The organism is Henriciella pelagia, assembly GCF_002088945.1.
In the GTDB taxonomy this organism is placed as follows: Bacteria; Pseudomonadota; Alphaproteobacteria; order Caulobacterales; family Hyphomonadaceae; genus Henriciella; species Henriciella pelagia.
Map to the genome: position 1 here is coordinate 588,467 of NZ_NCSU01000011.1, position 26,471 is coordinate 614,937.

Sequence of the window (26,471 nt, forward strand, 5' to 3'; positions counted from 1 at the left end):
TCATGAGCGCTGCAGCAAAGGAAGAGGCTGACACGTAATCTGTTGTCGCGCCCGCAGTTGCAGAGGCAGGCAAAGGACAGTCAGTTGCGCTCGTCACCAAGCTCGAGCGTGATGGCAAGCTCATAGGCTGCTATTTCATCCGGCGCGAGCGGCTCCGTATAAGGTTCCGGCCAGAACACCAGCACGCCGACGAGCGCCAGACCCGCCAGCAGGACCACCAGGAAATCCTTGAAATCTTGCATCGCGTCCCCTCCCCGAAAATTTGCAGGGAGAGGAGCAATCAGCGTGCCAGACGCGCTATGGGAAGTCTGCTACTTGCCCAGTTCGCAGAACTGCACCGACCGGCGGGTGCCATCCGGCTCAACCAGTTCAAAGACGGGACCGGCGAGTTCATCACCATCGCAGAGATAGCCGATCTGATACATGTCGAGGATGTAGGCATTTTCAGGTTCAAGTGCGCCTGCCAGCATGAGGTCTGCAGCTTCCTGATGCTGACCGAGCCGGAACAGGATCTCGAACCGTTCCATCGCCGTCGGCTCACCGGAGGTCAGCATGTCATTCAGCATCGCAAACTCAGCTTCTGCCTCGAGCTGCAGGGCAGCAGCATCGTCGGCGATCGAACTCGTCGCATAATCGCTGGCGATTTCCTTCAGGTCCGCAATCGAACCCGTTAGATCATTCCCGCCGCCATGGCGCAGCTTGGCACGGGCATACAGCGCCTTGGCCATCTGTTCATCGTTCATGCCCGGGTCACCGAGAAGCTGGGTGAGGCGATCAATAGCGATCTGCTCATTGCCAGCCTCAACCAGCGAGTTCACCGTCCCCATGGCAAGTTCAAATTCGGTTGGCTCTGCAGATGCCGCCGTTTCTACCGGCTCAACGGGCGCATCGGTGGATGACGCGCAGGCGCTGGCGAGCAGGACGAGGCTTGCACCTGCGAGGATGGATCTGAGCATTTGACTTCTCCCTGATATACAGTTGACGCCTGAGGAGATGACACATCGTCCGCGGCAATAATATGACTGGTTTCAGGATTCTGCGGGCGTCTCGCACCAATTGACGCCATCAAGATGGCTGACATCTTCACCAAGTGTGAAGTCCTTGCTTGGCGCGTCTTCCACGCCGCGGCAGATATATCCCGCCGCTTCAAGAAAGCGGGCCTGTTCAACAGATGGTGAAAGGCCTGATGCCCGAATTCGCTCGGCCACCGCCTCATAGTCTCCAATAGCGACCGTATCGACGAACCAGTCCGACAGAGTCTGCAGGCCGCTGAGGCGCGCGCGCACCTGCTCAAGGTCGCTGACCGCAAACGCCAACTCAGCCTCCAGGCTGGAGCGAAGCTCCGTGTCTGTCACAAGGAGCTTTGCAGCTTCGAAGTCTTCGATTGCGCCTGGAATGTTGATGCGTTCAAGTCGGCGTATCTTGCCGCGTTCGAACAAGAGCCGGGCGCGCTGCTCGTCGGTCAGCGTCGCCGTGTCCAGCGCCGCGGAATATTCTTCTATCGTGATATATGGATGCCATTCTGCCTTGGCGGAAGTCACAAGTTCGGCGAACTCTGCGTCTGTCAGATGGACAGGAACGGGGGTGGTTTGACAGGCAGCGATTGCTATCATCGCCACGGCGCTACACAGCGTCAGACGCATACTCGACTCACACTCTTTACTGAACGTTTCAGCAGTCTAATCGCCCGGCATTTTCCGCGATAGGCGGTAACTGAAATGTTAGGTTCAAGCGCGCGCGAGGCGTTCAAGTTCCTGCACATTGCCACGGCCGAGCGCTTCGATCGCGCGGGCTGCAATGCTGCGGGCATCAAGCCCGGCTTCAGCATACATGAGCTCTGGCTTGTCCTGGTCCTGGAAGATGTCCGGCAGGTGAAGCGTGCGGATTTTGAGGCCGCTGTCGAGCGCGCCAGTCTCGGCGAGATGCTCCAGCGTAAAGGCACCGAACCCGCCGCGCGCCCCCTCCTCAATCGTCAGAAGCACTTCATGCTCCTTGGCGAGGCGGTTGATCAGCTCCTTGTCGAGCGGCTTTGCAAAGCGCGCATCGGCAACCGTGCAGGACAGGCCCTGGGCTGCGAGCATCTCAGCCGCCTTCAGCGCCTCCTGTAGACGGGCACCATAAGACAGGATCGCGATGCTCGTTCCCTCGCGAACAATGCGTCCCTTGCCAATCTCGAGCGCTTGCGGATTGAGCGGCAATTCCACGCCGACACCATTGCCGCGTGGATAGCGGAAAGCGCTTGGCCCGTCATCGATCTCCACAGCCGTGCGGACCATGCGCACCAGCTCGGTCTCGTCGGCGGCGGCCATGCAGACCATGCCCGGCAAGGCACCGAGGAAACCGATATCGAAGCTGCCCGCATGGGTCGGACCATCGGCCCCGACAAGCCCTGCCCGGTCGATTGCAAATCGAACGGGAAGGTTCTGGATCGCGACATCGTGGACGACCTGGTCATAGCCGCGTTGCAGGAAGGTCGAGTAGATCGCCGCAAACGGCTTCATGCCGTCGGCCGCCATGCCTGCGGCGAAGGTCACCGCATGCTGCTCGGCGATGCCGACATCGAACATCCGGTCCGGGAATTCCTTCTCGAACAGGTCGAGGCCGGTGCCGCCCGGCATTGCTGCGGTAATCCCGACGATCCGGTCATCCTTGCGTGCTTCCTCAATGAGGCTCTGCGCGAAGACCTTGGTGTAACTTGGCGGCCCGGACTTCGACTTCTGCTGCTCACCGGTGACGACGTTGAACTTGGCGACACCGTGATACTTGTCTGCCGAATTCTCGGCGGGTTCATAGCCCTTGCCCTTCTGTGTCACGACATGCAGCAGGACGGGGCCGGTCTGCATCGCCTTGCAGTTTTCAAGGACAGGAAGGAGGACGTCGAGATCATGCCCGTCAATCGGGCCGACATAATAGAAGCCAAGTTCTTCGAACATGGTGCCGCCCATGGCGAAACCGCGAAGGTATTCCTCGGCCTTGCGGGCCGGATTGGCGAGACCGATCGGCTTGACAATGGTCTTGGCGAACTTGCGCAGGCCGCGATAGGAGCGCGAGGAAACGAGCTTGGACAGATAGTGGCTCATCGCCCCGACAGGCGGCGCGATGGACATGTCATTGTCGTTGAGGATGACCAGCATGCGACTGGCGTCGGAGCCAGCATTGTTCATCGCCTCATAAGCCATGCCAGCAGACATCGCGCCATCGCCAATCACGCAGACAACCTTGTTGTCACGTTCGGCGAGGTCACGTGCCTTGGCAAAGCCGAGCCCTGCCGAGATCGACGTCGATGCATGGGCCGCACCGAACGGGTCATATTCACTTTCAGCGCGCTTGGTGAAGCCCGAGAGACCGCCCCCCTGTCGGAGTGTACGGATACGGTCCTTGCGACCGGTCAGGATCTTGTGCGGATAGCACTGGTGGCCAACATCGAAGATCAGCTTGTCATCCGGCGTGTTGAACACTGAATGTATCGCGACGGTCAGCTCGACCACGCCCAGGCCTGCACCGAGGTGCCCTCCGGTCACCGACACTGCCTCGATGACTTCCGCGCGGACTTCATCTGCGATCTGCTTGAGGTCATCGCGTGAACGCCCTTTAAGGTCGTCCGGCGAATTCACGCTGTCGAGCAGGCGGGTCTTGGCTGGGACGGTCATAAGCAGGCGGTCCTTTCAGAAGGATCTGTTTTCGGTTGGTTACGAACGGTCTTAGCGCGTTCGATCGAGGACATAATCAACCGATTGCAGCAAGATATGGGCTCGTTCGTGGAAAAATGCGAGGTGTTGCTTGGCTTGCGCGGCAAGGAGACGCACACGCTCGCGGGCGCCATTTATTCCCAGAATGGTAACAAAATTCGCCTTTCCGGCCGCCGCATCGCTGCGAAGCGTCTTTCCGACAACGGCCTGGTCACCGGTTGCATCCAGCAGGTCATCAGCGATCTGATAGGCGAGCCCGAGATCCTGAGCGAACCCTGCGAGGGCCTGGCGGGCATTTTCGCTCGCGCCGCCAATAATCCCCGCCGCTTCGACAGAATACGAGATCAGCGCACCGGTCTTCATGCGCTGCATCCGGGTGATCGTGTTGAGATCGCGCGGGCTGTCATCCTCGAGCATATCGATCATCTGACCCCCGACCATCCCACGCGCGCCGGAAGCATCCGCCAGACGTTCAATCAGGCGCAGGCGCACATTCGGGTCCGGGTGGGTCTCGTCACTCGCCAGAATCTTGAAAGCGAGTGTCAGCAAGGCATCTCCGGCAAGCACGGCAGTCGCTTCGCCAAACGCCTTATGAACCGTTGGTTGCCCGCGCCGCAGATCGTCATCGTCCATGCATGGCAGGTCATCATGGACCAGGGAATAGGTGTGTACGCATTCGAGCGCAGCCGCAGTACGAAGCAGCGTCTTGTCGTCGGCCTCGAAAAGCGCGCCGGTTTCAATGACGTAGAATGGCCGCATCCGCTTGCCATTGGCCAGCGCCGCATGCCGCATGGCACGCAGAAGATCCGCTTCCGGCCCTTGAGCGGGTGGGATAAGCTGGTCAAGCGCAACCGTCACCCTGTCGGCAATTTCGGTCAGCCGCTTCTCAAACTCCATGCCTAGGCCCTCAGTCGAAGCTCGCGCTCTCGGTTTTCGGCTTGCCGTCAGCGCCCTGCACAATCTGTTCGATCTTCAACTCGGCGGCTTTCAAGCGGGCTTCGCAATGGGCCTTGAGCCTGGCACCGCGCTCATAGATCTCGATGGATTTCTCGAGTTCAACATCCCCGCCCTCCAGCCGGCGGACAATGTCCTCCAATTCCTTGAGAGCGTCTTCAAAACTCATCTTGTCGATCGCCTGATCTGCCTTGCCGGCCATTCGATCACTCCTGCACATTACGCGATTGCCGCGCACCCTAAGCAGGAGGCGCAGCCTTCACAATGGTCACGTCTCAAGATTTTCCGCGATACTCGTAGACGCGATAGCTCCAGTATTTATCGCCGCCATCGCGCACACAGACCCAGCCAAGTTTCGCCATGGCTGGCCGTAGCATGCGATTGAACCAGCCATGCGCCGCAAGGTAGACTTTGCCGCCAGCAGCGGCTTCATGGAGATGCTGAGCCGCCCGGCTGGCGCGCGCCCTGGCCTCGCGATTGCTCTCTCCATCAAGGCTATGGCCATAGAGCCAGGCCGTCCGCGCAAGCACATTCCACGTCTTGGGCAGATATTTACGGTTCTTGAAGCGCGGCGGCGGCAGCGGCGCCTCACAGAACACCTCATACTGTTCTGGCTCACGGCCACTGGCCAGAATCGCCGTTTCGACGGCTCTGGGCGCGGTCGAGCTCAGGACAATATCAGCGTCGGCAACAGCGTCCTTGAGATTATCCGGAACCGGCTGACCGGGGGCCAGGCTCCCGATTTCGTAACGGTTCCACCAGTCGCGATATTGCCGCCAGTCCAGCCGGGGGCCAGCGCTGCGGTCCAGAGCCGGGCGGCCATGGCGCGACACGATGATCGGACCACGCCGCGAAGTCTTCTGATCGGAAGTTGAAGAACCCATCACACTCTCAGCCTAGCGCCACAGGCTGCAGGTTCAAACCACCGCCTCAAGCTCACTTTCCCGAAATTGCGATTAGATGGGTTAGTCCGACTCGGCAAGCTGCAGAGCTGCACCCGTCCGGCTCACGGCACGGCTTAGACCGCTCATGCGACTGAGAAGATGAGTCTCGGCAAGGCAGATCTGGTCAAGCCGGCGCCGCGATTGCGTCATCACGCCGGATAGTTTGCCTGACAGGTGCTTCTCACCACTGCGCCAGGCCTGCCCCAGCAGCCGGTCGGGACGCATGGCGAAGGCTTTCGCGCGCACGACTCCGGAACCGATCGGCGTCTGATAATTGGAATAATGGCGCTTGTAATGGTCGAGTCCGGGACCAGCATCATAGATCGCCGGACCCCCTTGTGCCATGCGCTCCAGCATGTTGTGGACAACCCTGTTGCCGGGCGAGTACTGCGCGAAGTCCTGTTCGTAAGCCGTGATCCAGCCATGCATCACCTTGTCCGACTGGAGGACAAGCTCGCTTGCGGCGTGTCGGCCGTCGAAATAAAGGCTGACCAGTCGCAAACGGAAGCGCGGACCACTGGTCGTCCGAAGGCGGTCAAACAGGCGGCGCGACCAGAGTGGCGCAAGCACATCGTGACGGCCTGTGCGGGCAAATTGCTCACGTTTCAGCTCAAGGAGGCGCTCAAATGTCTTTCCGCACTCATTATCGAAGCGGAACTCCACATCGGAGAAATCGCGCTCAATGTTGCGGCCGAGACGACGCATCTTCTTGAAGTGCTTTGGCCAGCGCTGGTTCTGGTTCTCGATGAAAGCGTCCCACCCGCCGCTGACATCGCTCATGTTCGCGCCGCAGAAACTCAGGCGCTGCTCGCTGTCAGCATCCTGTGGCAGCCAGCCATAGGTCGACATCCCCAGCAGTCCTGCACCGCGAAGGAATTCGAATGGCTTGAGCCTGGTTTGCGCCGACAGTACGGGACCATGCCAATCTGAGAAACAGCCGCCAATGGGCCGGGCCCAGGCGCCGGGTCTGCGATGAAGCGGCCAGAATCCTACAGGTACGCCCTGTTCGAATGCGACGGCAACCCGCACATCAGGACGCACACTGGCGACAACCCTCGCGAAAAGCGGGTCAAAGAACGGGTCGTCATAGATCGTGCGCGCATCTCGCAGGCGCTCAAATGCCTGCCAGAGGTCGTCGGTCATATCCGATGGGTGAAGCAGCCTGAACTTCATGTGTGCCATCCCTGATCACAGAAACAAATACTGCAAACAGTACTGCAAGGCGCGCGCCAGTTTCCCCCAAAAAGGGAATCTGGACTAAAGTCCTCGCCACAGACGCTTTTTCATACAGGGTTCGGCATCCGCCTTCGAACATGAATATGTGGAGAAGAGCACAGTGTCAGCGCGCCCAATCAGGTTCTCAGCCGGCACAAAACCGACCGAAGCGTCTTCCGCGGAAATACCTCGCGGCAGAGAGCAACCGGCACGGTCCACCACACCTTGCGCGTTTTCCGGACAATGCCCCGTCAGCGACCGCCCATCTTCGGAATTGTCGCGATTGTCCCCCATGAAGAGGTAATAGCCTTCAGGCACGACAAACTCAGGCGTGGAATCGAGCCGGTTGAACTCATCCGGCCCTTGCTGCCAGTCATGCGTGAGCCAGGACGTGTCGCCAACCGTCTCACGATACTCGCGGGCCACCGTACGGCGGCGCCCCTTCGGATTGTATGTGATGCGGCGGACGAATTCCCGGTCGATCGGTTCCCCATCGAGATAGAGCTGCTCGTCAATCATCTGCACGCGGTCACCTGGAAGGCCGATGATCCGCTTGATCATGACACGGTCCGTGTGCGGGTGCATGAAGACAGCCACATCACCGCGCTCTGGCTTGCCGCCCAGCACCCGTCCTTCGCCAGAGGGGATCAGCCGCCAGGCGCCCCATGGCAGGCTGTAACGGCTATAGCCGTAAGCGAATTTATTGACGGCGACCCGGTCACCAACCTGCAGGTTCGGCACCATGCTCTCGGATGGAATGACGCGCTGCTCATAGATCAGGAAGGAGAAGATGTAGAAAGCCGGAATGAAGATGGCGAGCGTGAAGAACCACTCGCGCGCTTCATGCAACAGCTTGTCTTTCAACGACCGCTCTTCTGCAGGCGTTCTCGAAGTCTGGGAGGATTCTGTCATTTCAGTCTGACGGCCGTTCCATATGCGAGCAGTTCCGCAGATCCGCCCATGATCATTGATGTGGTGATACGCATCGAGACGATCGCATCGGCGCCAAGGCTTTGGGCGTCCGCACGCATCCGGTCAAGGGCCTGCTCACGCGCTTCTGCCATTAGTTTTGTATATTCGGGGACCTCACCGCCGACCAGATTACGCAGGCCGGCCATGATATCGCGGCCGAAGAAACGGGTGCGCACCACATTCCCGCGAGCGATTCCGATCACTTCCCCAACCTCCCGGCCAGGAACGGTTTCTGCCATGGTTACGATCATATGCCCCGCCTATTTCTCGACTGTCTTTGAATAGTGGTCATCTTCCTTGCTCGCCAACCTGTCCGCGACCACCTTGATGAAGAGCAGAAGAAGTCCGAGCACGACAATACCCGGAACAAGAAGGATGAGGTAAACAGGCGTACCCGTCTCTTGTGAGGCTTCTCCTACCGCGAAACCGATCCCGAGAAGCACGAACAGGCCATAAATGGCCGCCCCCAGAATGACGAGGCCGATTCCAGCAACAAAAAGAAGGTTCGTTCCGCCGCGCTCGTTCATGCCTCTCCTCCTGCCTGATCGGGCTAGAGTAGAGACATGGCGAAAGCTTGGCGATGAAAAATCTTGCCTGAGCCATTGTGGAGCAGGCTGGCAGCGTATTTGCGGTCAGGTCGCTGCGTACCAGTCGACGCCATCCTTATCGCGCGTTTTGCTCGCCTTGCCGCTGGCGACCAGATAATTGAGATGCGCGACCGCCTCACCGGTCGCCATCGAGACGAGATCATCGCCAATCTTGCGGCCAAACACGGATGGAAACACGTCCACGACCCGCCGCGGAGCTTCCTCCAGCCTCTGATGAAGCCGCTTCAGCGCGGTTTCATGACCGCTGATCAGATGGTGGAGTCGCTTGTGAGCCCCTGTAAATGGCTCATTATGCGCGGGAAGGACGAGAACATCATCGGCAAATTCGCGCCGAAGCTTTGCGCAACTGTCGAGCCAGTCCTTGAGCGGATCCGCATCGGGCTCGGTCGGATGCACCGAGACATTCGAAGAAATGCGCGGCAGTAGCTGGTCCCCGGAAATCACCACGTTGAGTTCATCGCAGTACAGGCATGAATGTTCAGGCGAATGTCCGCTACCGGACACGACGCGCCAGGTCTTGCCAGCCATTTCAAACTGGTCGCCATCGCTCAGCCTGCGATAGGAGTCCGGGAGCTGACTGACGGCACGTCCAAACCCGCCGAAGCGCGCCCGGTAATCTTCAAGCTGCGGTTCGGTCCACCCAGCCGCCCTGTAGAAGGTTATGCCTGCTTCGGGTGCTTCGCGGCCGGTGTCCGCGACAAGCATCCGGCAACTCACATATTCGAGGCGACTGATCCATAGTTCAGCGCCGGGAAACTTTCGTGTCAGCCAACCAGCATTGCCAATATGGTCAGGATGCATGTGGGTGACGATCACGCGCCAGACGGGCCGCCCCTCCAGCTTCTCATCGAATATCTTGCGCCAGGCCGACTTGGTTTCCGGCATGGGCATGCCCGTATCGACGATCGTCCAACCCTTATCACCGTCATCGATGAGCCAGAGATTGATCCACTTCAGCGCGAAGGGCAGCGGCATGCGCACCCAGTGCACGCCGGGTACAATCTCTATCGTTTCCCCGACATTCGGCGTCGTTTCACCCAGCGGGTAGTCCAGCCCAGGCCGGCTCGGTGTCTTGCTTTGAAAGCCATCCATACGCCTGAGTCTGACACGCACCGATTGCGCTGGGAAGGCTGACGGCGGGTCAAGCCGCTAGCAGGCGATCACATTCACCGCGAGGCCGCCTGTACTTGTTTCCTTGTACTTCGACGACATGTCGATGCCGGTCTGGCGCATTGTCTCGATCACCTGATCGAGACTGACCTTGTGGTGCCCGGTTCCCTGCATGGCAAGGCGGGCCGCATTCACCGCCTTTACCGCCCCAAAGGCATTGCGTTCGATGCACGGTATCTGGACCAGACCGCCGACAGGGTCGCAAGTGAGGCCGAGATTGTGCTCCATGCCGATCTCGGCAGCCACGCAACACATTTCAGCATCAGCGCCCCACACCGCTGCCAGTCCGCCCGCCGCCATCGAGCAGGCCACGCCGACTTCTCCCTGACAGCCCATTTCGGCGCCCGAGATTGAGGCCCGCTGCTTGTAGAGCAGTCCTATGCCGCCCGCGACGAGCAGGAAACGGCGTGCGTTCTCGCGGTTCAGCTTGCCGTCCTCGCTGCAATAGTGGCGCATGACCGATGGCAGGATCCCGGCGGCTCCATTGGTGGGCGCGGTCACCACGCGTCCGCCTGCCGCATTCTCCTCATTCACGGCCATGGCATACACGTTCAGCCAATCGAAAAGCTGCTCGCGTTCGTTCGAACCGGGATTGTTGCGCAGGGTCTCATAGAGGCCGCTGGCCCGGCGTGAAACTTCCAGCCCGCCCGGCAGCGTACCTGTGCTCGACAGGCCGCGATCAATACAGGCCATCATTGTATCGGCAATCGTGTCCAGCCGCTTCAACGTTTTTTCACGCGAGCGGCGCGCATCTTCATTGCGCAGGATAAGCTCATCGATCCGCCATCCCTGCCTTGCGCAGATATCCAGCATTTCCTTTGCAGAGTTGAACGGGTGCGGCGCCCCCCTGGCACTATCGACGAGGTCCTTGCGAACCGGCTTTTCGAGCTGGCGTCTGGAGGCGATGAAGCCGCCGCCCGTCGAGAAATAGGTCCGCGAGAAATCGGGCTCGGCATCACCACTGAACAGGCACAGCACCATTCCGTTCGGATGAAGGTCCGGAACGGACTTTGTGTCGAATACGATGTCCCTGACAGCATTGAACGCGACTGACGGGCCATCCATCAGCCTGATCTCTTTGCCTTGAACCGTCCGGCGGAATGCTGCTTCGGCTTCTGCAGGATCCGCTGTCTCCGGCTGCATGCCGATCAGCCCCAGAATCACTGCCTTGTCGGTGCCATGACCCACTCCCGTGAGTGCCAGGGAGCCCTGCAGCACGATTTCAATGCGTATGGCTCCGGCCAGTTTGCCGGATTTTGCCGCTTCCTGAAGAAAACGGCGCGCAATCCGCATAGGGCCCACAGTGTGCGAACTTGATGGCCCAAGGCCGATACGAAAAAGGTCCAGAACGGAAAGCATTCGGCAATAACCCGACGGATTAGTATTTTTGGAATCGTTGCCTAACGCGCAGGTACCCTACCGACAAGGGATAGGCAGAATCACCCGGATTGGCCCTTTTCGCAAGCGCAATATAGCGTGCGTTAGTGCACTAAAACTCAAATTCAAGTGATGCGTGAATGCCTCACTAGAAGGCACATTTCATCATGATGTGCACGCCAACCTTTGCGTGAAACGCATAGACTGAAATAAGCCAAAGACGTTCGAACCTGCAGCCAGTCCACCGATTCAGGAGGATGACGCAGACTGAACGACATAATGATAAAACCTCAATCTGGGAGCATTTTATGCAGCGCAATATATTCTTCCTGTCCACGGCCGCCATGGCCACCGCTCTGACCTTCGGGTCAGCACATGCACAGGAAGTTGAGCAGGAACGCGAATCCGCAGTTGACCGTGTCCTGCAGACCGTCACGGTCTCGGCAACCAAGAAGAAGGACGTGGAAGACGTCCAGTCCGTTCCGGTCTCAGTCACCGCATTCAATTCAGGCACGCTTGACGCCCTGAACGTCAGCACCCTCGAAGACCTCAGCTATTCTGCGCCGAATGTGTCGCTCGATGACGTGGGCACCTCACGCGGCACGGCAAACTTCGCCATCCGCGGCCTGGGCGTGAACTCGTCCATCCCGTCGATCGATCCTGCCGTTGGCGTGTTCATTGATGGTGTCTATCTCGGTGTGAACAGCGGCGTCGTGGTTGACCTGTTCGACCTCGACAGCGTCGAAGTCCTGCGCGGCCCGCAAGGCCTTCTCTTCGGCCGTAACACCACCGGCGGCGCTCTGGTCCTGAACACCGGTAACCCGACCGACGAATTCACCTACAAGGCACGTGCCCGTTTCGACGGCCCGGTTGATAGTGATCGTGGTGGTCTCAATTCGACGGTTCAGGGAATTGTCTCCGGCCCGCTGGTGGAAGGCGTCCTGAACGGCAAGTTCGGTGCGTATTACAACTCGGACGCCGGTTACTTCAAAAACCTCGCTGACGGCGACAATCACGGTGAAGCACAGACGGCAATCTACCGCGGCGCTCTTGAGTGGTTTGCATCTGACCGCCTGACCTTCCTTCTCAAGGGTCAATACAATGATGCCCGCAATGACGGCCCGACCGGCCAGAACCGCGCCATCTATGAACGCGACAGCTTCGACTTTGCGATCGACAATCCGGGCTCAGGCGAATCCGAAACGACTTTCGTTTCGCTGCGTACAGACTATGACGTCGACTTCGGCAATGGCCAGATCACGAACATCGTTGGCTACCGGAAATACGAATCGTTGACTGACAGCGACATCGACGCTTCACCAGCAAACCTGTTCCACTCCGGCGCGGAGTTCAATCAGGAGCAGATTTCCAACGAGCTTCGCTATGCAGGAACGTTTGGCAACGTGGATCTGACCACGGGTCTCTACTACTTTGAGCAAGACCTCGAATACACGGAAATCCGCGATCTTCTGAGCGATTTGAGCAATCCGCCACTCTTTTACGGCGGCGGCTCGCAGGACCACACCGTCTACGGCGCGTTTGCAAACGTCGACTATTCGATCACACCTGACCTGATCGCAACGGTTGGCCTTCGCTATTCCAAGGAAGAGAAGGATGTCGGCGTTACCTACATCCGTCCGCGTCCGGAATGCTACATCTCGGAAGGCACCTGCCCGACTGACGGCATCAACCCGTTCACCGGCGAGCCTAACGGCTTCACCGATGGCGATGACTGGTCCAACTGGACGCCGAAGCTCGGCCTTCAGTATTTCTGGAGCGACAACTTCCAGACCTACGGTTCGTACACCAAGGGCTTCCGCTCGGGTGGTTACAACTTCCGTATTACCAACGTTCCGACCTTCCTGGACCTCGTCAACACGACCGGCAACTTCGGCTTCGACGAAGAAGAAGTTGACGCGTACGAGATCGGCTTCAAGTCGGGCAGCGAAGATGGCCGCGTTCAGCTGAACGGTGCTGCCTTCCTGACCAAGATTGGCGACATGCAGCGTGAGGTGAACACCTCCGGTCCTGAGGCCGCTGTTGTTCAGAACATCACGAACACTGCTGACGCGACAATCATGGGTGTTGAAGTTGAAGGTCGCTGGGCGGCCACTGACAATTTCCTGTTGAGTTTCAACGTTGGCATGATCGACGCCGAATATGACGACGCCCAGTTCGACATCTCGACCGACGGCGTAGTCGACGATAAGGACCTCAGGCTCGACCTGCCTCGCGTTCCGCAGCTGACCTACGGTGTCGGCGCGATCTATGACCTCGACCTTGGTGATTCCGGAGCGCTCGTGACCACGGCCAACTACCAGTTCCGTGATCGCATTGCCTATACCGACAGTAACTTCGGTTGGGTCCAGGCATCGAACCAGCTCAGCGCTGACCTGACCTGGGAAACGCCATATGACGGCTTCTCGGTTTCCTTCTTCGGCGACAACCTGCTTGACGAAGTGCAGGTCGGCAACGACACCCAGCTCCCATTCCCTGGGCCGCTGTCGAACGGTGTTCAGACGCCTTACCAGTCCTATCCGGGCGGCGGCACCTTCTCACCTTTGAAGAAAGGCCGCGTGGTCGGCATCGAGTTCACCGTCCAGCGTTAAGCTGATCGGAAGAAGCACTTTCAAGGGCGGCAGAGCAATCTGCCGCCCTTTTCGTTTGTCCCACGTCATTGTTGAGTGAAGACTTGCCTTCCCGCGCAACCCAGCACACGGTGCAAAGCGAATAAGACCGGAAGGACAAAATGACCGAATTTACAAGGCGCAACTTTTTGCGCACCGGCACATCCATCGCCGCGCTGCTACCATTCACAACTGCTTGCGCCCCGGCACAGATCCTAAGCGCTTCGACCACACCCTCCGACTCATTGGACGGCGTCCGCATGGCGCAACTCATCGCGGCTGGAGATATCTCCTCTCTTGAATTTACGGAGGCTGCCATCGCCCGCGCAGAACGCGTCAATCCTCAGATCAACGCGATCGCGACGCCCCTGTTCGATGAGGCGCGCGCACAGGCTGCATCGGCGCCTCAAGGGGTCTTCGGAGGGGTGCCGACGTTCATCAAGGACCTCACACAATGGAATGGCGCGCCGACAAAATACGGGAGCCGCACGTACAAGGACTTCATGTCGACGCGCGACAGCGCGTTTGCAGCACAGTGGCGGAAAAACGGAGTTGTGGTTCTGGGCAAGTCCACAACTCCTGAAGCTGGGCTGATTTCATCCACTGAACCCGTGCTGACCGGCGCTACACGAAACCCATGGGACCTTGGGCGAATTCCGGGCGGATCGTCTGGCGGCGCTGCCGCACTGACGGCATCCCGTGTCGTCCCATTTGCGCAGGCCAGCGACGGAGGCGGATCAATTCGCATTCCAGCGGCGTGTTGCGGCGTCTTCGGTCTGAAGCCGTCGCGTGGCGCCTTGATTCAAGCGCGGCCTGAATCCGGCATTGATCTTAGCATCAAGCATGCGGTGACGCTTACCGTCCGTGACAGTGCAGCCCTGTTTGCGGCCTGCGAAGACCCGAATGGCGGGCTAACGCCGACAGGTCAGATTCTCGGTCCATCAACGAAACGCCTCAAAATTGCGTTCGCACCGGATCCAATCAATGGGGCATCCCTTGATGCCGAAACTAGAGACGGCATTGAACGAACGGCCGAACTCTGCCGGTCTCTCGGTCATGAGGTTATCGACTGGTCGATGCCGGTCGATGGCAATGAGTTTACCGAAAACTTTCTCCTTCTCTGGGCCTCCGGCGCAGCTGGACTGGTTGACCAGGCAAAGGCGCAATTTCCGGACACCGATATCACAAGCCTTGTAGAGCCGTGGACACTTGGTCTGGCAGCGGAATTTCTGGCGAGACAGGACCAGTTCGACGCGGCGCAGGCCTATCTCACGGCCTTCGAGCCGGTCTACCATTCATTCTTCGACGACATTGATGTGATCCTCACACCAACCGTATCGAAGCTCCCGCCCGCGATCGGTGTGCAGGCCCCAACCCGGCCATTTGAAGAGCTTCGCAAGGAAGTGGTCGATTTCGCAGCGTTCACAGCGCCGATGAATGTGGCGGGTTCAGCCTCCATGAGCGTCCCGATCCAGTGGACGGATGCAGGTCTCCCGGTCGGATCAATGTTCTCGGCCCGCAGGGGCGATGACGGCGTGCTGCTATCGCTCGCATATGAGCTTGAAGCCGCACAGCCATGGATCGGAAGGACACCCGCGATGCTAGGCTAGCCCTTTCGAAACCGTGATTTCTCCTTGGCTGTCGCAGCGGTATCGATGTTTTGGTGTGGTCAACAACACAACATCAGGGGAGATCACGAATATGAAAGTAGCAGCGGTCAAGAAGCCGGGCGGACTGGAAAACCTGAAAATCGAAGACCGCCCGGAGCCAAAGGCTGGCCCAGGCCAGATCCTCGTGCGCGTCAAGGCAAGCTCGCTCAACTATCACGACCTTGCCGTTGTCATGGGCATGATCCCGACGCCCGACGGGCGCATCCCGATGTCGGATGGTGCAGGCGAAGTCGTCGCGGTCGGCGACGGCGTGTCCCGCTTCAAGACTGGTGACAAGGTCCTCTCCACATTTTTCCCCGACTGGCACTCCGGTGGGCCTCAACTGACGGGCTTCCAGAGCGTTCCCGGCGACGGGGCTGACGGATTTGGCGCCGAACTGGTCGCAGCATCCGAGCACGCCTTCACACGCATGCCGGAGGGGTATTCCTTCGTTGAAGCCGCGACCCTCACCTGCGCCGCACTCACGGCGTGGCGCGGAATGTTCGTGGAGAATACTGTAAAGCCGGGTGACTGGGTGCTGACGCAGGGAACAGGTGGTGTCTCTGTCTTCGCGCTTCAATTTGCCAAAGCGGCCGGCGCGAGGGTCATCGCAACGTCGTCCTCTGACGAAAAGCTTAGCAAACTCAAGGAACTTGGCGCCGACCATCTGATCAATTACAAGGAAACTCCCGCCTGGGGAAAGAAAGCCTATGAGCTGACCGGCGGGCGCGGCGTCGATGAAGTCGTCGAGATCGGCGGACCGGGCACGATGGCCCAGTCCATCTCGGCGATCCGCGTGGGCGGTCACATCTCGTTGATTGGCGTGCTGACCGGCGTGTCTGGAGAGGTGCCAACGGCAGCGCTCTTCGGCAAGAACGGCACGGTGTCAGGCATCACCGTCGGCTCGCGCAAGCATCAGGAAGACATGATCGACGCGATTGAGGCCAATGGCATCAAGCCTGTCATCAGCGATCATTTCGCGCTGGATGACATTGCCGGTGCCTTTGCACACCAGGTTGCGCAGAAGCATTTCGGCAAGATCGTGCTGGATATCTGACAGGTGCAGAAAAGCCCCCATCCTGAGCGAAGTCGAAGGACGAGGGCTTCAAAAATGACCGTCATCCTCGTGGGTTCGACTTCACTCACCATGAGGATGACGGAATACTCTAATTGACTGAACTGAACTGTGCGCCCGTCTGGGCGAAGTAGTCGTTCCAGAAGGCTTTGACGTCGCTCATGGGCAGGTCGTATTCCTGACGCGGCACGACGCGGGCAACGATCTCGACGCCGCTCATCTGCGGCATCTGCCCGGCGATCCGTGTTCTGGAGAAGGCCTCCTTGTTGGTGCCCGACCGGTACATCGAAAACTCTTCCGAATGCTGCATCAGGTCAGAGATGAGTATAATCCGCCGGTCGCCGCGCGAGGACTGGAAATCAGCCCTGTCTGCTACAGAGTACACAGCCTCGAACAGCGGTGAACTTGGCTGGCGCTTGTCCATCAGCGCCGTTTCAATCTCTTTCGCCATCGGCTCATAGAATGTGTCGCGCCAGGTATCCTCAATCATTCGAGGGTTCTGCAGGAAGGCATTGGCATGATCTGCACTGCCCGGCGAACAATGGCTGTAGATGATTTTCGCGTCATACGGGTCTGCAGAGTTCGGAGTGACGACGGTGAGGCGTCCGAAGCGTGGCAAGGTACGCGCTTCATTGTCGACGAACTCATTGACCCAGCCTAGATCGTTCGGATTGAACGGGTCCGACTGGTCGATGAGTAGCACAGTGTGCGCCGGGTCCTTGCGATCCATGCGGCAACCGGTTTCTGCAACCGTTGCAGGGGCCGCGGTGAAAGCTGCGAGCGCGAACAGGCCGAACACACTCGCCAGCATGGCACCGATCATGCCGCGCCAGAACCAGGGCCCTTTTTCTCGAGATCTAGCCATAGTCTATCTCTCCTTGCCGTTACGCGCTGCGCGCATGGTCTTGGGCTTCCCGCTTTTCACGGATCGCCTGAATGTGGTCTCCGACGCGCTTCTCGATAGAGGAAAGGCCTTTCTGGACCTGCTGGATATGCTGCTCCATCCATTCGCGGGTGATGTTGAGCGCTGTGATGTTCTGCTCGATCCGCTTGATTGCCGCCATCGCCTGTTCGCGTTCCTTGGAATAGTCGAAGGCCGGCAGGTTCGGCGTCACGATCTCGTCGAAATAGGCCGGCACCGGTGCCTGTTCGCCAAGGCGCTCGCGGTTGGCATTGCGCTCACGGCGGTGTGCCTGGCGGTAGGCAACCTTGAGAGAACGCTCCTGGTCCCCTGCCCGCGCAGCGATCTCAACGGCGATATCGCGACGGGTCTCAAGCAGGTTGATCGCCTTTTCGATCTCGCGCTTGGCGGCAATGTGCCGGTTCTGCTGGGTCTCGAAGAACATACGGGACCGCGAAAAGAAATCAGACAGGTCATCGCGCACGCCATTGCGGACTTGCTGGCGTTTTTCATACGCGGCGCGTTCCTTGCGCCAGACCCGTCCATAGCCCGGGAACTTGTCCGAGATCCGGTCATAGCCTTCATACACAGCGATTGCGAAGACGGTCAGGCCGATCAGAAGAAGGCCGATTGCGACCAGGCTATCGAGGCCAAAAATGTTCGGGAACATGTCGCCAATCACGGCCGATGGGGCGATGGAGAACATGGAGAAACCGGCTAGCGAGCCATCGGCCAGCGCCTGATGCAGTGCGATCTCCACTGCATCCCTGAAGTGGGCGACGAAGAAGTTTACGAACAGGCCGCACATGATGCAGATGCCGGCAACAATGCCGCCCAGCACCTTCATGTGCATGTCCGGATGGTTGAGATTCCTCAGCCCGACAAAGCCTGCTGTCACCCCGAACAGCACGTTGACCGCCGAGATACCGAAGGCGACCATCATGCCACCCAGAAGGCCGGATGACTGAGCGTCCTTGAACAGAAGTGCGTTGAAGCAGCCTTCAACGATCAGGATGAAAATCAGGATCGCAATTGTCTGCTCGACATTCTTCTTGATGTCAGGCGTGCGCTTGTTCAGCTGGTTGCCATAACGCTCCTTGAAGCTCTCAAGCTCAATGACGGTGGCTTCGTGATGCGCCTTGGCGTCAGTCGAGTCGTCGACTTCGTGGTGGCGATACTCGTTTTCTTCAGCCTTGATGGCCTCCTGCAGGTGATCGGGATGGATATCGGCCGGCGTCAGGTCTGAAATGAAATTGCGGACGGCCGCCGATGTGGCGCTCATCCAGGTCTTCAGGCTGCGGCGAACCTGTTCGGATTTTTCCGCGATCTGCTGCTCACGCTCTGACCACTGGTCTTCGGTGATCGCTTCAGACGTCGGAATTCCATCGCGGGCATCCTTTCTGGCAATCTTGCGGGTTATGATCCGGCTGAAACCAAGCTCGCCTTCCTTCAGCGACCCCTTCAGCCCATGCTCACGTTCGACGACCTTGGCATCCAGTGGTTTGACCGGCTTGGCGTATCCAATGTCCGCGCCCCAGCGCACTTGACGTTTCATCATGCTCAACCCTCTTAACAATACCAGCTCTGGCATTAACCAACATGCTGAAAATTGACCGAGAGGTTTAACAAGTTGCTAAGCAGCACGGCGCGCTGAACGCCGTGCTGAATCAAGCCTTTGAAGGCAAAGCGTTTTTAGATTGGAGGCCGCGCCTACCTTACAGAATTCTAATCTTAGGATGCTTTATCGACAGCAACACGCGGTGAAAACGCACCTGTTTCAATCGGCTTCGGCTTGCTGATCAGGAAGCCTTGAAATTCCCGGCATTTGCGCAGCAGAAGCTCGCGCGCCTGGTCTTCGGTTTCGACGCCTTCGGCCACGACGGGAATCTCAAGGCTGCTGCCTAGATTCAGGATTGCATCGACAATTGCCTGGGACTTGCGGTCCGTCCCCATCGTAGAAATGAATGACCGGTCGATTTTGATACTATCGAACTGGAATTTCTGGATAAAGCTCAGAGACGAGTAGCCTGTTCCGAAATCGTCTAGCGCCACCTTCACGCCGAGCTTCTTGATCTTTTCCAGGATGCGCGAGGCAACCATGATGTTCTGGATGAGAGCCGTTTCGGTGATTTCCAGCTCCAGCCGTTCCGGCTCAAGGCCGCTACGACGAAGCGCGTCGCGGATGGTTGAATTGAGGTTCGGGTCCATGAACTGGCGTGCCGACAAATTGACGGACACAGACAGGCCGCTTTCCCATTGGGCAGCTTCGCGGCAGGCTTCATAGATGCACCAGCGGCCTATATCCTGAATGATCAGGCTGCGCTCGGCAAATTCGATGAACTCGCCCGGCATGACCAGGCCCACACCCGGACGGTTCCAGCGTATCAGCGCCTCATACCCCAGGATCGCGCGCGTATCGGTGCATACCTTTGGCTGGTAATGCAGCACAAATTCCTTGCGCTCGACCGCTCGGACGAGGTCCGCTTCGAGTACACGCTTCTGTTCGGACAATTCGTGCAGCGCCTCATCGTACAGCCGCGACGTGCGACGACCAGCACCCTTCGCCGCATATAGCGCGCGGTCCGCTGCGGTCAGCAGTCCTGCCGGGTCGATAATCCCTTCATGGGTGTTGGAGATAGCAATGCCAACACTCGCGCCGGTTCGGACGGTCACCTCTCCGTGGCGGATCGGACGCGACAGGCTCAACACGAGCTCTTCAGCGAGCGTGACCAGCTTGGCGTCATCATCTTCATCCGGCAGAAGCGCAGCAAACTCATCGCCGCCAAGACGCGAAACAATGGCCTCTGCGCCGAAGGTTAGACGAAGCCGGGTGGCGGCTTCCATGAGCACGGTGTCGCCTGCATCGTGCCCAAACTGATCGTTTACATCCTTGAATTCATCAAGGTCGATGAGAAACACGCTGAACTTCTGGCCGGATTCGTCGGCGCTGCGCCAAAGTTCGCCAAGCGCTTTCTGGAAAGCCGCACGGTTGGGAAGACCGGTAAGCTGGTCGCTATAGGCGAGCTTGCGGATATGTTCTTCATTTCGACGTCGCTCGCGAAGATCGTAGAAAGATATGGCGGCGAGGCCTGCGCCGCTGTCATCGAGATCGCGAGCGGAGACGGCAACGGGCACCTCGGTCTTGCCGACACGCACAAAAACGTCATCGGAATCCTTCGTGCACCGCTCGTCCCGGTCGAGCCCGGTCAGTGAGGCGACCGTCTGGCCGATCAGGCTCGCTTCGCTCTGCTCGAACAGCGTCTGCGCGGCCTCGTTCACCTCTACGATCACGTCATTGCCGTCGGCAATCAGAATGGCTTCCGTTGCAGCGTTGACCAGCAGCGAAAACTTGCGTTGCTCTCGAAAGCGAAGCCCTGCAATGGCGGAGTCAAGACCAGCAGCCAGCGCGCCAGCGATAATGATGACAATGACACCTCCGGCTACCACAGCCCCGAGGAGCGCCGGATCAACCGCCCATGCCGCTGCATGAAAGCCGTTCATCGGAATCACGTTCATCGCCGTCATACCAATAAAGTGAACGCTCGCGACTGCGAGAAGAAGGCAAGCCGTCGACACTGCAACCCGCAACCGGCTCGCGGTTCCGAAGCCAACATAAAAGGCGACACAAAACAGCGTAGAGCTGACCGCCACTGCCGCGCCGACATACGTCATGTCGAATTCAATGAATGCCGCCGCCTTCAGGGCCGTCGCGCCATAGAAGTGCATGATGCCAATGGTCGCGGCACTTGCCAGTCCGGCAACCAGACGGCGCAGCCGGGATGTACCGCCGATCAAAAGCTGGCTGACGCCGACGAGGCCACCCATAGCCACCAGGACTGAAGCGACCGTCGTTACACCATCAAAATCGAAGGCGAAGCCAGGGCGGTAGCCAAGCATCGCAATGAAATGCGTCGCCCAGATCCCCGTCGCCAGAACCAGTCCGGACACTGCCGCCCATATTCTTTGCTGGATTAGGGTGCGCCCTGCCTGCGCGCGTCGAAAGACGAGAACTGAACAGCAGGCTCCAATGGCACACACCAACACCGCAGCCAGCACGTAAACGATGTTATGTTCGTCGCGAACGCAGGAGAGAATATTATACATCCTTGAGCCACTACGGTCTCGCGATGTATTTTTTATTAAGCTTAGTATATAAAAAACAGTGGGTTAACAGGATCCGGCGCGCAATTAACCAAGACGATCGCCCCGCGCATCTGCCGATCCAGATTGTGGTCTTCCATAAATCGATGACGAGGCTGCGCACCCGCCGGCACTGTAATTGATATTTTTCCGATATCCGACTGTCGCTAACTGGTCTGCGTCGCGCCGACGCGAATTCGATGAGCAAATCAACGCCTTGATCGTCGCCCTCACGGGAGATACCGGCGAACTCGTCGGTCATACCGCACGGTCTATCACGATATCTGGGACTATGACGTTCCGGCGCAGCCGACGCTTGTATATGCAGACCCGTGCCGAACGCGCGGCCGAAACCGGCCGGCCCGCTCCTCCGCCAACGGACAACGTAGCAACCGGGCAAGGCGCGCGGGACCCGGACGCGCTATGGCATCACATCGCGCTTCATGTCGAAATGGAACATTCCTTTCACGGACATCGCGTCAGACATGTCGTACTTCGAGCCGCCCTATGGGCCGCTTGCCCTGATTGACCTCAATACGAATCGACTTCTATGGAGCCGGCCAATCGGCAATATGCGCGAGCTTGGTCCTTTCGGGATCAGACCCAGCATGCCCTGTTTTGAAGTCGGCATACCGGTCTATGGAGGCACCACAACGACGCGCAGCGGCCTCATCCTGCAGGTTGAAACACTGGACTCGACATTTCGCGCCATCGATATCCGAAACGGCAAGACGCTCTGATCGACCAAGCTTCCGGCCACGACAAATAGCGCCCCGATCACCTACACCCGTAGTGGCCGGCAGTTCAACGTGATCGCGGTGCCCGATGACCCAGCCGATGGAGAACCAGCACGCGGCGGCCAGTTGATCGCCTACGCGCTAGCTGAAACGCGGTCGAGCGGTATCACCCTCGGTGCCTGTGCGTTCGCTTCGGTCTGGAAATACTTGCCGCACCGCTCTGGTCCACCCCTGCCGGCTTCCTCGGCCGCAATGACGAGAACTTGAAACTGATCGCCTGAAGGTCCCTGGTGGAATTCAACAGCGCCATTTTCTCTTTCGGTTTGAGCATGGTCGCAAATTCATAGGCGGACGTCGCGCGCTCGGCCCGTGCACGGGCCATGGCTAGCGGCTCATGCACATCGTACTGGCGCAGGGGCCAGTACGGATCGACAAGCCCATCCCGGTCCAGCTGACGATCTCTGTCGAGGATAAGGTATTGCAGCCGGTCTGGTTTCAGAGCGGCGAAGCTCGACTGAGCCGCTGTTGCACCGGCAAAACTGGTCGGCGTCACAATGTCGGCAGGCGTTACCAGTCCGCCGACGGTGGCCGCCAACGTCCCGGCGCTCCGCTTTGACGTGACATGTGTGATGGGCGCACTCAGGATCAGGCCAATTGTCGCCGGCGCGAGCCAAGCGGCATAGATCGGCGAAATTGCGATTGATGAAACCGTCAGGACGACGCCAAGCAATGTCGGAAAGAGACTGTGTCGAAGGATGGTTTGCAAGCGGTAGCCGCCCTCGCTCCTTGCCTGCGGAGACCAGCCTGAATCGCGGCCAAGGAACACGCTGATCACGGCGCCTGTCTGCGTGGCCATCAGGATTGGCGCACTGAGGACTGACACGACAAGCTCGGTGAAAACCCCTGCAGCTGTTCTAAACACACCGGTGGTACTTATCCATTCCCGGCTGAGCAGGCCGTAGAGCAAGCCGTATACCTTCGGCGCGAAGAGGAGCGCCATGGTCGCAAGAAACAGGCTGAGCGCGCGCTCGGAGTCGATCACTGGCCATGTTGGAAACAGCACGGCTCCGTCAGCGAAATAGGTCGGCAGCATGAACGTGTTCTGCAGCGAGAGCGCCATGCCGACCGTAATGAAAATCAGCCACAGAGGCGAGGCCAGATAAGAGAATATGCCCGTGATGAGGTGGAACCGGCTGGTCCAGGTGAGCCCCCGTGTCCGCAACAGGACGGCCATGTGCTGCATGTTGCCCTGACACCACCGGCGATCACGTACCACCAGGTCAATCATGGTGGGCGGCCCTTCTTCATAAGAGCCTGCAAGGTCCGCCCGGATTTCAACATTCCAGCCCGCCCTGCGAAGCAGGGCAGCCTCAACGAAGTCATGGCTGAGAATGGAGCCGCCAAGAGGTGCCCGACCCGGCATGATGGGCAGACCTGCCGCTTCTGCCAGCGACTGAATGCGGATGATCGCATTGTGCCCCCAGAAATTACCTTCCTTCTGGGCCCACCAGGCGATGCCGTGACCAAGGACAGGACCGTAGAGCGCGGACGCAAACTGCTGGGCACGCGCAAACAGCGTCTTTGCACCGACCAGCTGAGGAATAGTCTGGATTAGCCCGTTTCGCGGCGCTGCTTCCATGCCCGCCACCAGGTTCAGGATCGTCTCACGCTCCATATAGCTGTCAGCATCGTAGACGATCATATAGTCGTAGCGGCCACCCCAGCGTGTCACGAAGTCCCGGATATTTCCGGTCTTGCGATCAGTATTGATCGTGCGGCGGCGATAGCGGATGGTAACGTCGCCCGGCGCGCTCTTCTGAAGCTCTCGATAGCCCGCTTCCTCCGTCAGGGCCACGTCGGGATCAGTTGTGTCGCTGAGGATGAAACATTCGAACCGGCCGGGCGCGCCGGACATCAGCCGGGCGGTTGCCAGCACCGTCGCGAACACATGTTCGACAGTCTCGTTATAGATTGGGAACGCAATGACGGTCCGCGCCTTGGTGAGGTCAATGTCGGCATGGTCCTGTCTAGGCCGGTACAGAGAGATCAGTGCGGCGAAGAATCCGACCGTCGCATTGACGAAAGCAAAACAGACCCAGCTGATATTCAGCACAAAGATGACGAGCAGCGTCCATTCAAGAAGAGTAAGGCTCGACACCGCAAGGACGCCATACATCTCCCGGGCTGCCCAGCCGGTCAGCAGCAAGGACGCCACCAGAACCATCAGTTTGCGCCACATCTTCGATTCCGGGCGATGACGCACTCTTGCCCGCTTGGACCGGAAAGCCTGGTCCGGCATGGTCAGCGGAAACTCCGTCGGGCGCGCGCGATAGCCGCTCATGGCAGGCTCCAGCGATAGATCCATGTTTCCGTAAGCGGTCGCCCACCGCGCATGATCAGGGCCCTGAGCTCAGCGGATTGTGCGTTTTCAGCGTCCAGTTCGAAACTGAGGCGCGTCAGTCCCGCTTCCGGTTCACGCCGGATGATGACATTCGAGACCGTCCCGGCGGAGGTCGAGACCGAGGCTTCCATGTCAGACATGAGCGCCGGGTCGGCGGATTCGAAATCAATCACGAAAAGGTGTCGCTTCATGCCGGGCGTGCGCCCTGCCCGGCTCTGCTTGACGGGCACGACATCGGCAATGGCCGGCGTCTGCAGCCCCCAGTGCAGCGTATAGGAAAGCGAGTGACCTTCACCAGCCTTCCAAGGCGTACCGGGTCGCCAGAAGACGACGATATTGTCGTTATACTCATTCGTCGTCGGGATTTCGACCAGCGTCAGCTGCCCTCGCTCCCAGCCCTTACCCGGCTCAACCCAGACGCTTGGGCGCAGATGATAGTCAGCCTCGATATCCGCATAGGCATCAAAACTTCGCAGCCGCTGCATGAGCCCGAACCCACGAGGCACATCCTGCGCAAGCACCGACACTTGAAGCTCGGTCGGGTTCGTCAAAGGCCGCCACACCCACTCGCCATTGCTGAGCCGGAAGGAAAGTCCCTGCGAGTCATGCACCGCCGGACGATAGTCGCTGCTGACCTTGGTGACGTCATGAGGCGAGAAATAATACATGCTGGTCAGCGGCACGACGCCAACGTTTTCGAGGCGTCTCCTCGGAAAGATGGTGGCCGACACATATACACGCGTGGTTGGCCCTGGCGAAACTTCGAACATGAAAGCGCCCGTGACGCTCTTGCCATCAAGCAAAGCATAGATGGGAACGGTCCTGTCGCCGGGCTTTGCCTTTTCGATCCAGTATTCGCGGAAAAAGGGAAACTCCTCGCCATCGGGCGAAGCCGTTCCAACAGAGATGCCGCGCGCAGACGCGCCATAGACAGAACCGGCACCGAGCGCGCGGAAGAAACTCGCGCCGCGAAAACTGATGACCTCATCGAACTTGCCGCCAGTATTGAACGGTGCCTGAAGTCTGAAGCCCGAAAAGCCAAGCGTTCTTCGCGTCTCGTCATCAAGAGGCAGGTCTTCAAATGAAAACTGCCCGGCATCATAGTTGAAGGCGCGGATCCCATCTTCATCAATCAGGTTGATCCTCACCTCGTCGGCGAACAAGTATCCTCGTGGATCGAGCGCGACGCGGTAATCTGACGGCGCGTCTGACCAGAGAACCGAGCTGGGCTGGTTCTGAATCCTCCGAAACTGATCATAATTGAGATCGGCTGCGGCCTTCGGCAGTGGAATCGATGGAATAAATTCTCTGGACGCCAGGTCTCTCGCGATCGCTTCCAGATCCGTCATGCCGAATGACGGACCGGGCGCGTCTGTAGAGGATGCAGCGTCCTGGGCCGGTATCACCGGCCCGCTCTCACTACTCTGCGGTTTGGGCGGGTCACCGGGCTGAACCGCACCAACTGGGTCCTCGACACTCAAGTCGGGGCGACGTGGCGCCTTGTCATCCTTGGTGGTCGGGCCTGATCCGCCCGCTTGCCTGGCAGCGGAGTCGACAGACGATGCGGTTTCCGGTGCGGATGTGATCGGCCCTTCCCGTTCGGATGAACAGGCGGCGATGACCAGTGACGCAAGAAAAGCAACAGGAAGGACGCTTCGGAAAAGCTGGACCCGTTTCACCCGTCACCTCCCAATCAGCACTGCTCGCAATTGCAGCACACAATTGCTGCATCGCAACAGAGAATGGAAATGACGAAATGAGTGGCAATGCAATTGGTTGCATTGGAACGTCCAAAAGGCAGCTTTGCCTATGATTCAGCCGAAATCTGTGTTGTGCATTCGCGTGCCAGCCCCGCAAATCGAGAGCATATAGAGGACACATGTCACTCTAGAACAGAAACGCCGACCTTGGTTCCGTGAGGATGGCCGGCGTTTCCTACTGCGAAGTGAATCCGATGACTGGCAAAAGTCGAATGCATCACCTCGCAGCGTTGCCCGACCGACACATTTGCC

The 26,471-nt window shown here is 58.9% G+C and carries 23 protein-coding genes; 5 read left to right on the plus strand and 18 right to left on the minus strand.

Going from position 1 to position 26,471, the window contains the following annotated elements; all coding sequences use genetic code 11:
• Nucleotides 1-80: 80 nt before the first annotated feature.
• The 13 genes from B8746_RS17165 to B8746_RS12375 form a co-directional block, all read right to left on the minus strand.
• Complete coding sequence (locus B8746_RS17165; protein WP_158084624.1) at nt 81-242, minus strand: hypothetical protein; 162 nt, start codon at nt 240-242, stop codon at nt 81-83.
• Between the two features lie 69 nt (nt 243-311).
• A complete protein-coding gene (locus B8746_RS12320) occupies nt 312-956 on the minus strand; it encodes a hypothetical protein (protein ID WP_084393955.1) in 645 nt (214 codons plus the stop codon).
• 72 nt (nt 957-1,028) lie between these two features.
• Nucleotides 1,029-1,643 carry a hypothetical protein gene (locus B8746_RS12325; protein ID WP_084393956.1) on the minus strand — a complete coding sequence of 205 codons (615 nt, stop codon included), beginning with the start codon at nt 1,641-1,643 and terminating at the stop codon, nt 1,029-1,031.
• An 84-nt stretch (nt 1,644-1,727) separates the two neighbouring features.
• Nucleotides 1,728-3,650: a 1-deoxy-D-xylulose-5-phosphate synthase gene (gene dxs, locus B8746_RS12330; protein WP_084393957.1), complete on the minus strand. Its 1,923-nt coding sequence runs from the start codon at nt 3,648-3,650 to the stop codon at nt 1,728-1,730.
• A 51-nt stretch (nt 3,651-3,701) separates the two neighbouring features.
• On the minus strand, nt 3,702-4,586 hold the full coding sequence (locus B8746_RS12335; protein ID WP_084393958.1) for a polyprenyl synthetase family protein: 885 nt from the start codon (nt 4,584-4,586) through the stop codon (nt 3,702-3,704).
• A gap of 10 nt (nt 4,587-4,596) precedes the next feature.
• Nucleotides 4,597-4,845 carry an exodeoxyribonuclease VII small subunit gene (locus B8746_RS12340; protein WP_084393959.1) on the minus strand — a complete coding sequence of 83 codons (249 nt, stop codon included), beginning with the start codon at nt 4,843-4,845 and terminating at the stop codon, nt 4,597-4,599.
• Nucleotides 4,846-4,918: 73 nt separating this feature from the next.
• Nucleotides 4,919-5,527 (minus strand): histidine phosphatase family protein, encoded by a 609-nt coding sequence (locus tag B8746_RS12345; RefSeq protein ID WP_084393960.1) that lies wholly within the window; start codon nt 5,525-5,527, stop codon nt 4,919-4,921.
• Between the two features lie 81 nt (nt 5,528-5,608).
• A complete protein-coding gene (locus B8746_RS12350; protein WP_158084625.1) occupies nt 5,609-6,760 on the minus strand; it encodes a GNAT family N-acetyltransferase in 1,152 nt (383 codons plus the stop codon).
• Between the two features lie 84 nt (nt 6,761-6,844).
• Nucleotides 6,845-7,666, minus strand: a complete 822-nt coding sequence (gene lepB / locus B8746_RS12355; RefSeq protein ID WP_233124231.1) for a signal peptidase I — start codon at nt 7,664-7,666, stop codon at nt 6,845-6,847.
• Nucleotides 7,667-7,710: 44 nt separating this feature from the next.
• Nucleotides 7,711-8,025, minus strand: coding sequence for a YbjQ family protein (locus B8746_RS12360; RefSeq protein WP_084393963.1), 315 nt, complete (start codon nt 8,023-8,025; stop codon nt 7,711-7,713).
• A 9-nt stretch (nt 8,026-8,034) separates the two neighbouring features.
• The gene (locus B8746_RS12365) at nt 8,035-8,301 is read right to left on the minus strand and encodes a hypothetical protein (RefSeq protein ID WP_084393964.1); all 267 of its coding nucleotides are present in this window, start codon (nt 8,299-8,301) and stop codon (nt 8,035-8,037) included.
• A gap of 105 nt (nt 8,302-8,406) precedes the next feature.
• Entirely contained in the window at nt 8,407-9,474 is a 1,068-nt protein-coding gene (locus B8746_RS12370) for an MBL fold metallo-hydrolase (RefSeq protein WP_084393965.1), read from the minus strand.
• A 57-nt stretch (nt 9,475-9,531) separates the two neighbouring features.
• Nucleotides 9,532-10,911, minus strand: coding sequence for an L-serine ammonia-lyase (locus B8746_RS12375; RefSeq protein WP_084393966.1), 1,380 nt, complete (start codon nt 10,909-10,911; stop codon nt 9,532-9,534).
• 326 nt (nt 10,912-11,237) lie between these two features.
• On the opposite strand from B8746_RS12375, the gene B8746_RS12380 reads away from it, so the two are divergent.
• The 3 genes from B8746_RS12380 (at nt 11,238) to B8746_RS12390 (ending at nt 16,262) form a co-directional block, all read left to right on the plus strand.
• Nucleotides 11,238-13,538 carry a TonB-dependent receptor gene (locus B8746_RS12380; RefSeq protein WP_084393967.1) on the plus strand — a complete coding sequence of 767 codons (2,301 nt, stop codon included), beginning with the start codon at nt 11,238-11,240 and terminating at the stop codon, nt 13,536-13,538.
• Between the two features lie 140 nt (nt 13,539-13,678).
• Complete coding sequence (locus B8746_RS12385; protein ID WP_084393968.1) at nt 13,679-15,166, plus strand: amidase; 1,488 nt, start codon at nt 13,679-13,681, stop codon at nt 15,164-15,166.
• Nucleotides 15,167-15,257: 91 nt separating this feature from the next.
• Complete coding sequence (locus tag B8746_RS12390) at nt 15,258-16,262, plus strand: zinc-dependent alcohol dehydrogenase family protein (RefSeq protein ID WP_084393969.1); 1,005 nt, start codon at nt 15,258-15,260, stop codon at nt 16,260-16,262.
• Nucleotides 16,263-16,371: 109 nt separating this feature from the next.
• Here B8746_RS12390 and B8746_RS12395 read toward each other — a convergent pair whose 3' ends face one another.
• From B8746_RS12395 to B8746_RS12405, 3 genes are all read right to left on the minus strand, one after another.
• On the minus strand, nt 16,372-17,145 hold the full coding sequence (locus B8746_RS12395; protein ID WP_143434590.1) for a hypothetical protein: 774 nt from the start codon (nt 17,143-17,145) through the stop codon (nt 16,372-16,374).
• Between the two features lie 19 nt (nt 17,146-17,164).
• Entirely contained in the window at nt 17,165-18,739 is a 1,575-nt protein-coding gene (locus B8746_RS12400) for an MFS transporter (RefSeq protein ID WP_143434591.1), read from the minus strand.
• Between the two features lie 173 nt (nt 18,740-18,912).
• Nucleotides 18,913-21,129 carry a bifunctional diguanylate cyclase/phosphodiesterase gene (locus tag B8746_RS12405; RefSeq protein ID WP_158084626.1) on the minus strand — a complete coding sequence of 739 codons (2,217 nt, stop codon included), beginning with the start codon at nt 21,127-21,129 and terminating at the stop codon, nt 18,913-18,915.
• 474 nt (nt 21,130-21,603) lie between these two features.
• Here B8746_RS12405 and B8746_RS17670 point away from each other — a divergent pair, with 474 nt between their 5' ends.
• Nucleotides 21,604-21,846, plus strand: a complete 243-nt coding sequence (locus B8746_RS17670) for a hypothetical protein (protein ID WP_440309315.1) — start codon at nt 21,604-21,606, stop codon at nt 21,844-21,846.
• Entirely contained in the window at nt 21,807-22,061 is a 255-nt protein-coding gene (locus B8746_RS12410) for a hypothetical protein (RefSeq protein ID WP_143434592.1), read from the plus strand. Before B8746_RS17670 ends, B8746_RS12410 begins: the two co-directional genes overlap by 40 nt.
• A 163-nt stretch (nt 22,062-22,224) precedes the next feature.
• Here the strand turns inward: B8746_RS12410 and mdoH are convergent, their stop codons facing one another.
• Entirely contained in the window at nt 22,225-24,399 is a 2,175-nt protein-coding gene (mdoH, locus tag B8746_RS12415) for a glucans biosynthesis glucosyltransferase MdoH (protein WP_084393974.1), read from the minus strand.
• On the minus strand, nt 24,396-26,138 hold the full coding sequence (locus tag B8746_RS12420) for an OpgD/OpgG family glucan biosynthesis protein (protein ID WP_084393975.1): 1,743 nt from the start codon (nt 26,136-26,138) through the stop codon (nt 24,396-24,398). Before B8746_RS12420 ends, mdoH begins: the two co-directional genes overlap by 4 nt.
• Nucleotides 26,139-26,471 lie beyond the last annotated feature (333 nt).

Coding starts and splice junctions, on each gene's coding strand:
- B8746_RS12340 (WP_084393959.1), bottom strand. CDS start 4,845: ATGGCCGGCAAGGCAGATCAGGCGATCGACAAGATGAGTTTTGAAGAC.
- B8746_RS12400 (WP_143434591.1), bottom strand. CDS start 18,739: ATGATGAAACGTCAAGTGCGCTGGGGCGCGGACATTGGATACGCCAAG.
- B8746_RS12410 (WP_143434592.1), top strand. CDS start 21,807: ATGTCGTACTTCGAGCCGCCCTATGGGCCGCTTGCCCTGATTGACCTC.
- B8746_RS12345 (WP_084393960.1), bottom strand. CDS start 5,527: ATGGGTTCTTCAACTTCCGATCAGAAGACTTCGCGGCGTGGTCCGATC.
- B8746_RS12385 (WP_084393968.1), top strand. CDS start 13,679: ATGACCGAATTTACAAGGCGCAACTTTTTGCGCACCGGCACATCCATC.
- B8746_RS12320 (WP_084393955.1), bottom strand. CDS start 956: ATGCTCAGATCCATCCTCGCAGGTGCAAGCCTCGTCCTGCTCGCCAGC.
- B8746_RS12370 (WP_084393965.1), bottom strand. CDS start 9,474: ATGGATGGCTTTCAAAGCAAGACACCGAGCCGGCCTGGGCTGGACTAC.
- dxs (WP_084393957.1), bottom strand. CDS start 3,650: ATGACCGTCCCAGCCAAGACCCGCCTGCTCGACAGCGTGAATTCGCCG.
- B8746_RS17165 (WP_158084624.1), bottom strand. CDS start 242: ATGCAAGATTTCAAGGATTTCCTGGTGGTCCTGCTGGCGGGTCTGGCG.
- B8746_RS12350 (WP_158084625.1), bottom strand. CDS start 6,760: ATGAAGTTCAGGCTGCTTCACCCATCGGATATGACCGACGACCTCTGG.
- mdoH (WP_084393974.1), bottom strand. CDS start 24,399: ATGAGCGGCTATCGCGCGCGCCCGACGGAGTTTCCGCTGACCATGCCG.
- B8746_RS12335 (WP_084393958.1), bottom strand. CDS start 4,586: ATGGAGTTTGAGAAGCGGCTGACCGAAATTGCCGACAGGGTGACGGTT.
- B8746_RS12365 (WP_084393964.1), bottom strand. CDS start 8,301: ATGAACGAGCGCGGCGGAACGAACCTTCTTTTTGTTGCTGGAATCGGC.
- B8746_RS12395 (WP_143434590.1), bottom strand. CDS start 17,145: ATGGCTAGATCTCGAGAAAAAGGGCCCTGGTTCTGGCGCGGCATGATC.
- B8746_RS12375 (WP_084393966.1), bottom strand. CDS start 10,911: ATGCTTTCCGTTCTGGACCTTTTTCGTATCGGCCTTGGGCCATCAAGT.
- B8746_RS12325 (WP_084393956.1), bottom strand. CDS start 1,643: ATGCGTCTGACGCTGTGTAGCGCCGTGGCGATGATAGCAATCGCTGCC.
- B8746_RS12390 (WP_084393969.1), top strand. CDS start 15,258: ATGAAAGTAGCAGCGGTCAAGAAGCCGGGCGGACTGGAAAACCTGAAA.
- B8746_RS12360 (WP_084393963.1), bottom strand. CDS start 8,025: ATGATCGTAACCATGGCAGAAACCGTTCCTGGCCGGGAGGTTGGGGAA.
- B8746_RS12380 (WP_084393967.1), top strand. CDS start 11,238: ATGCAGCGCAATATATTCTTCCTGTCCACGGCCGCCATGGCCACCGCT.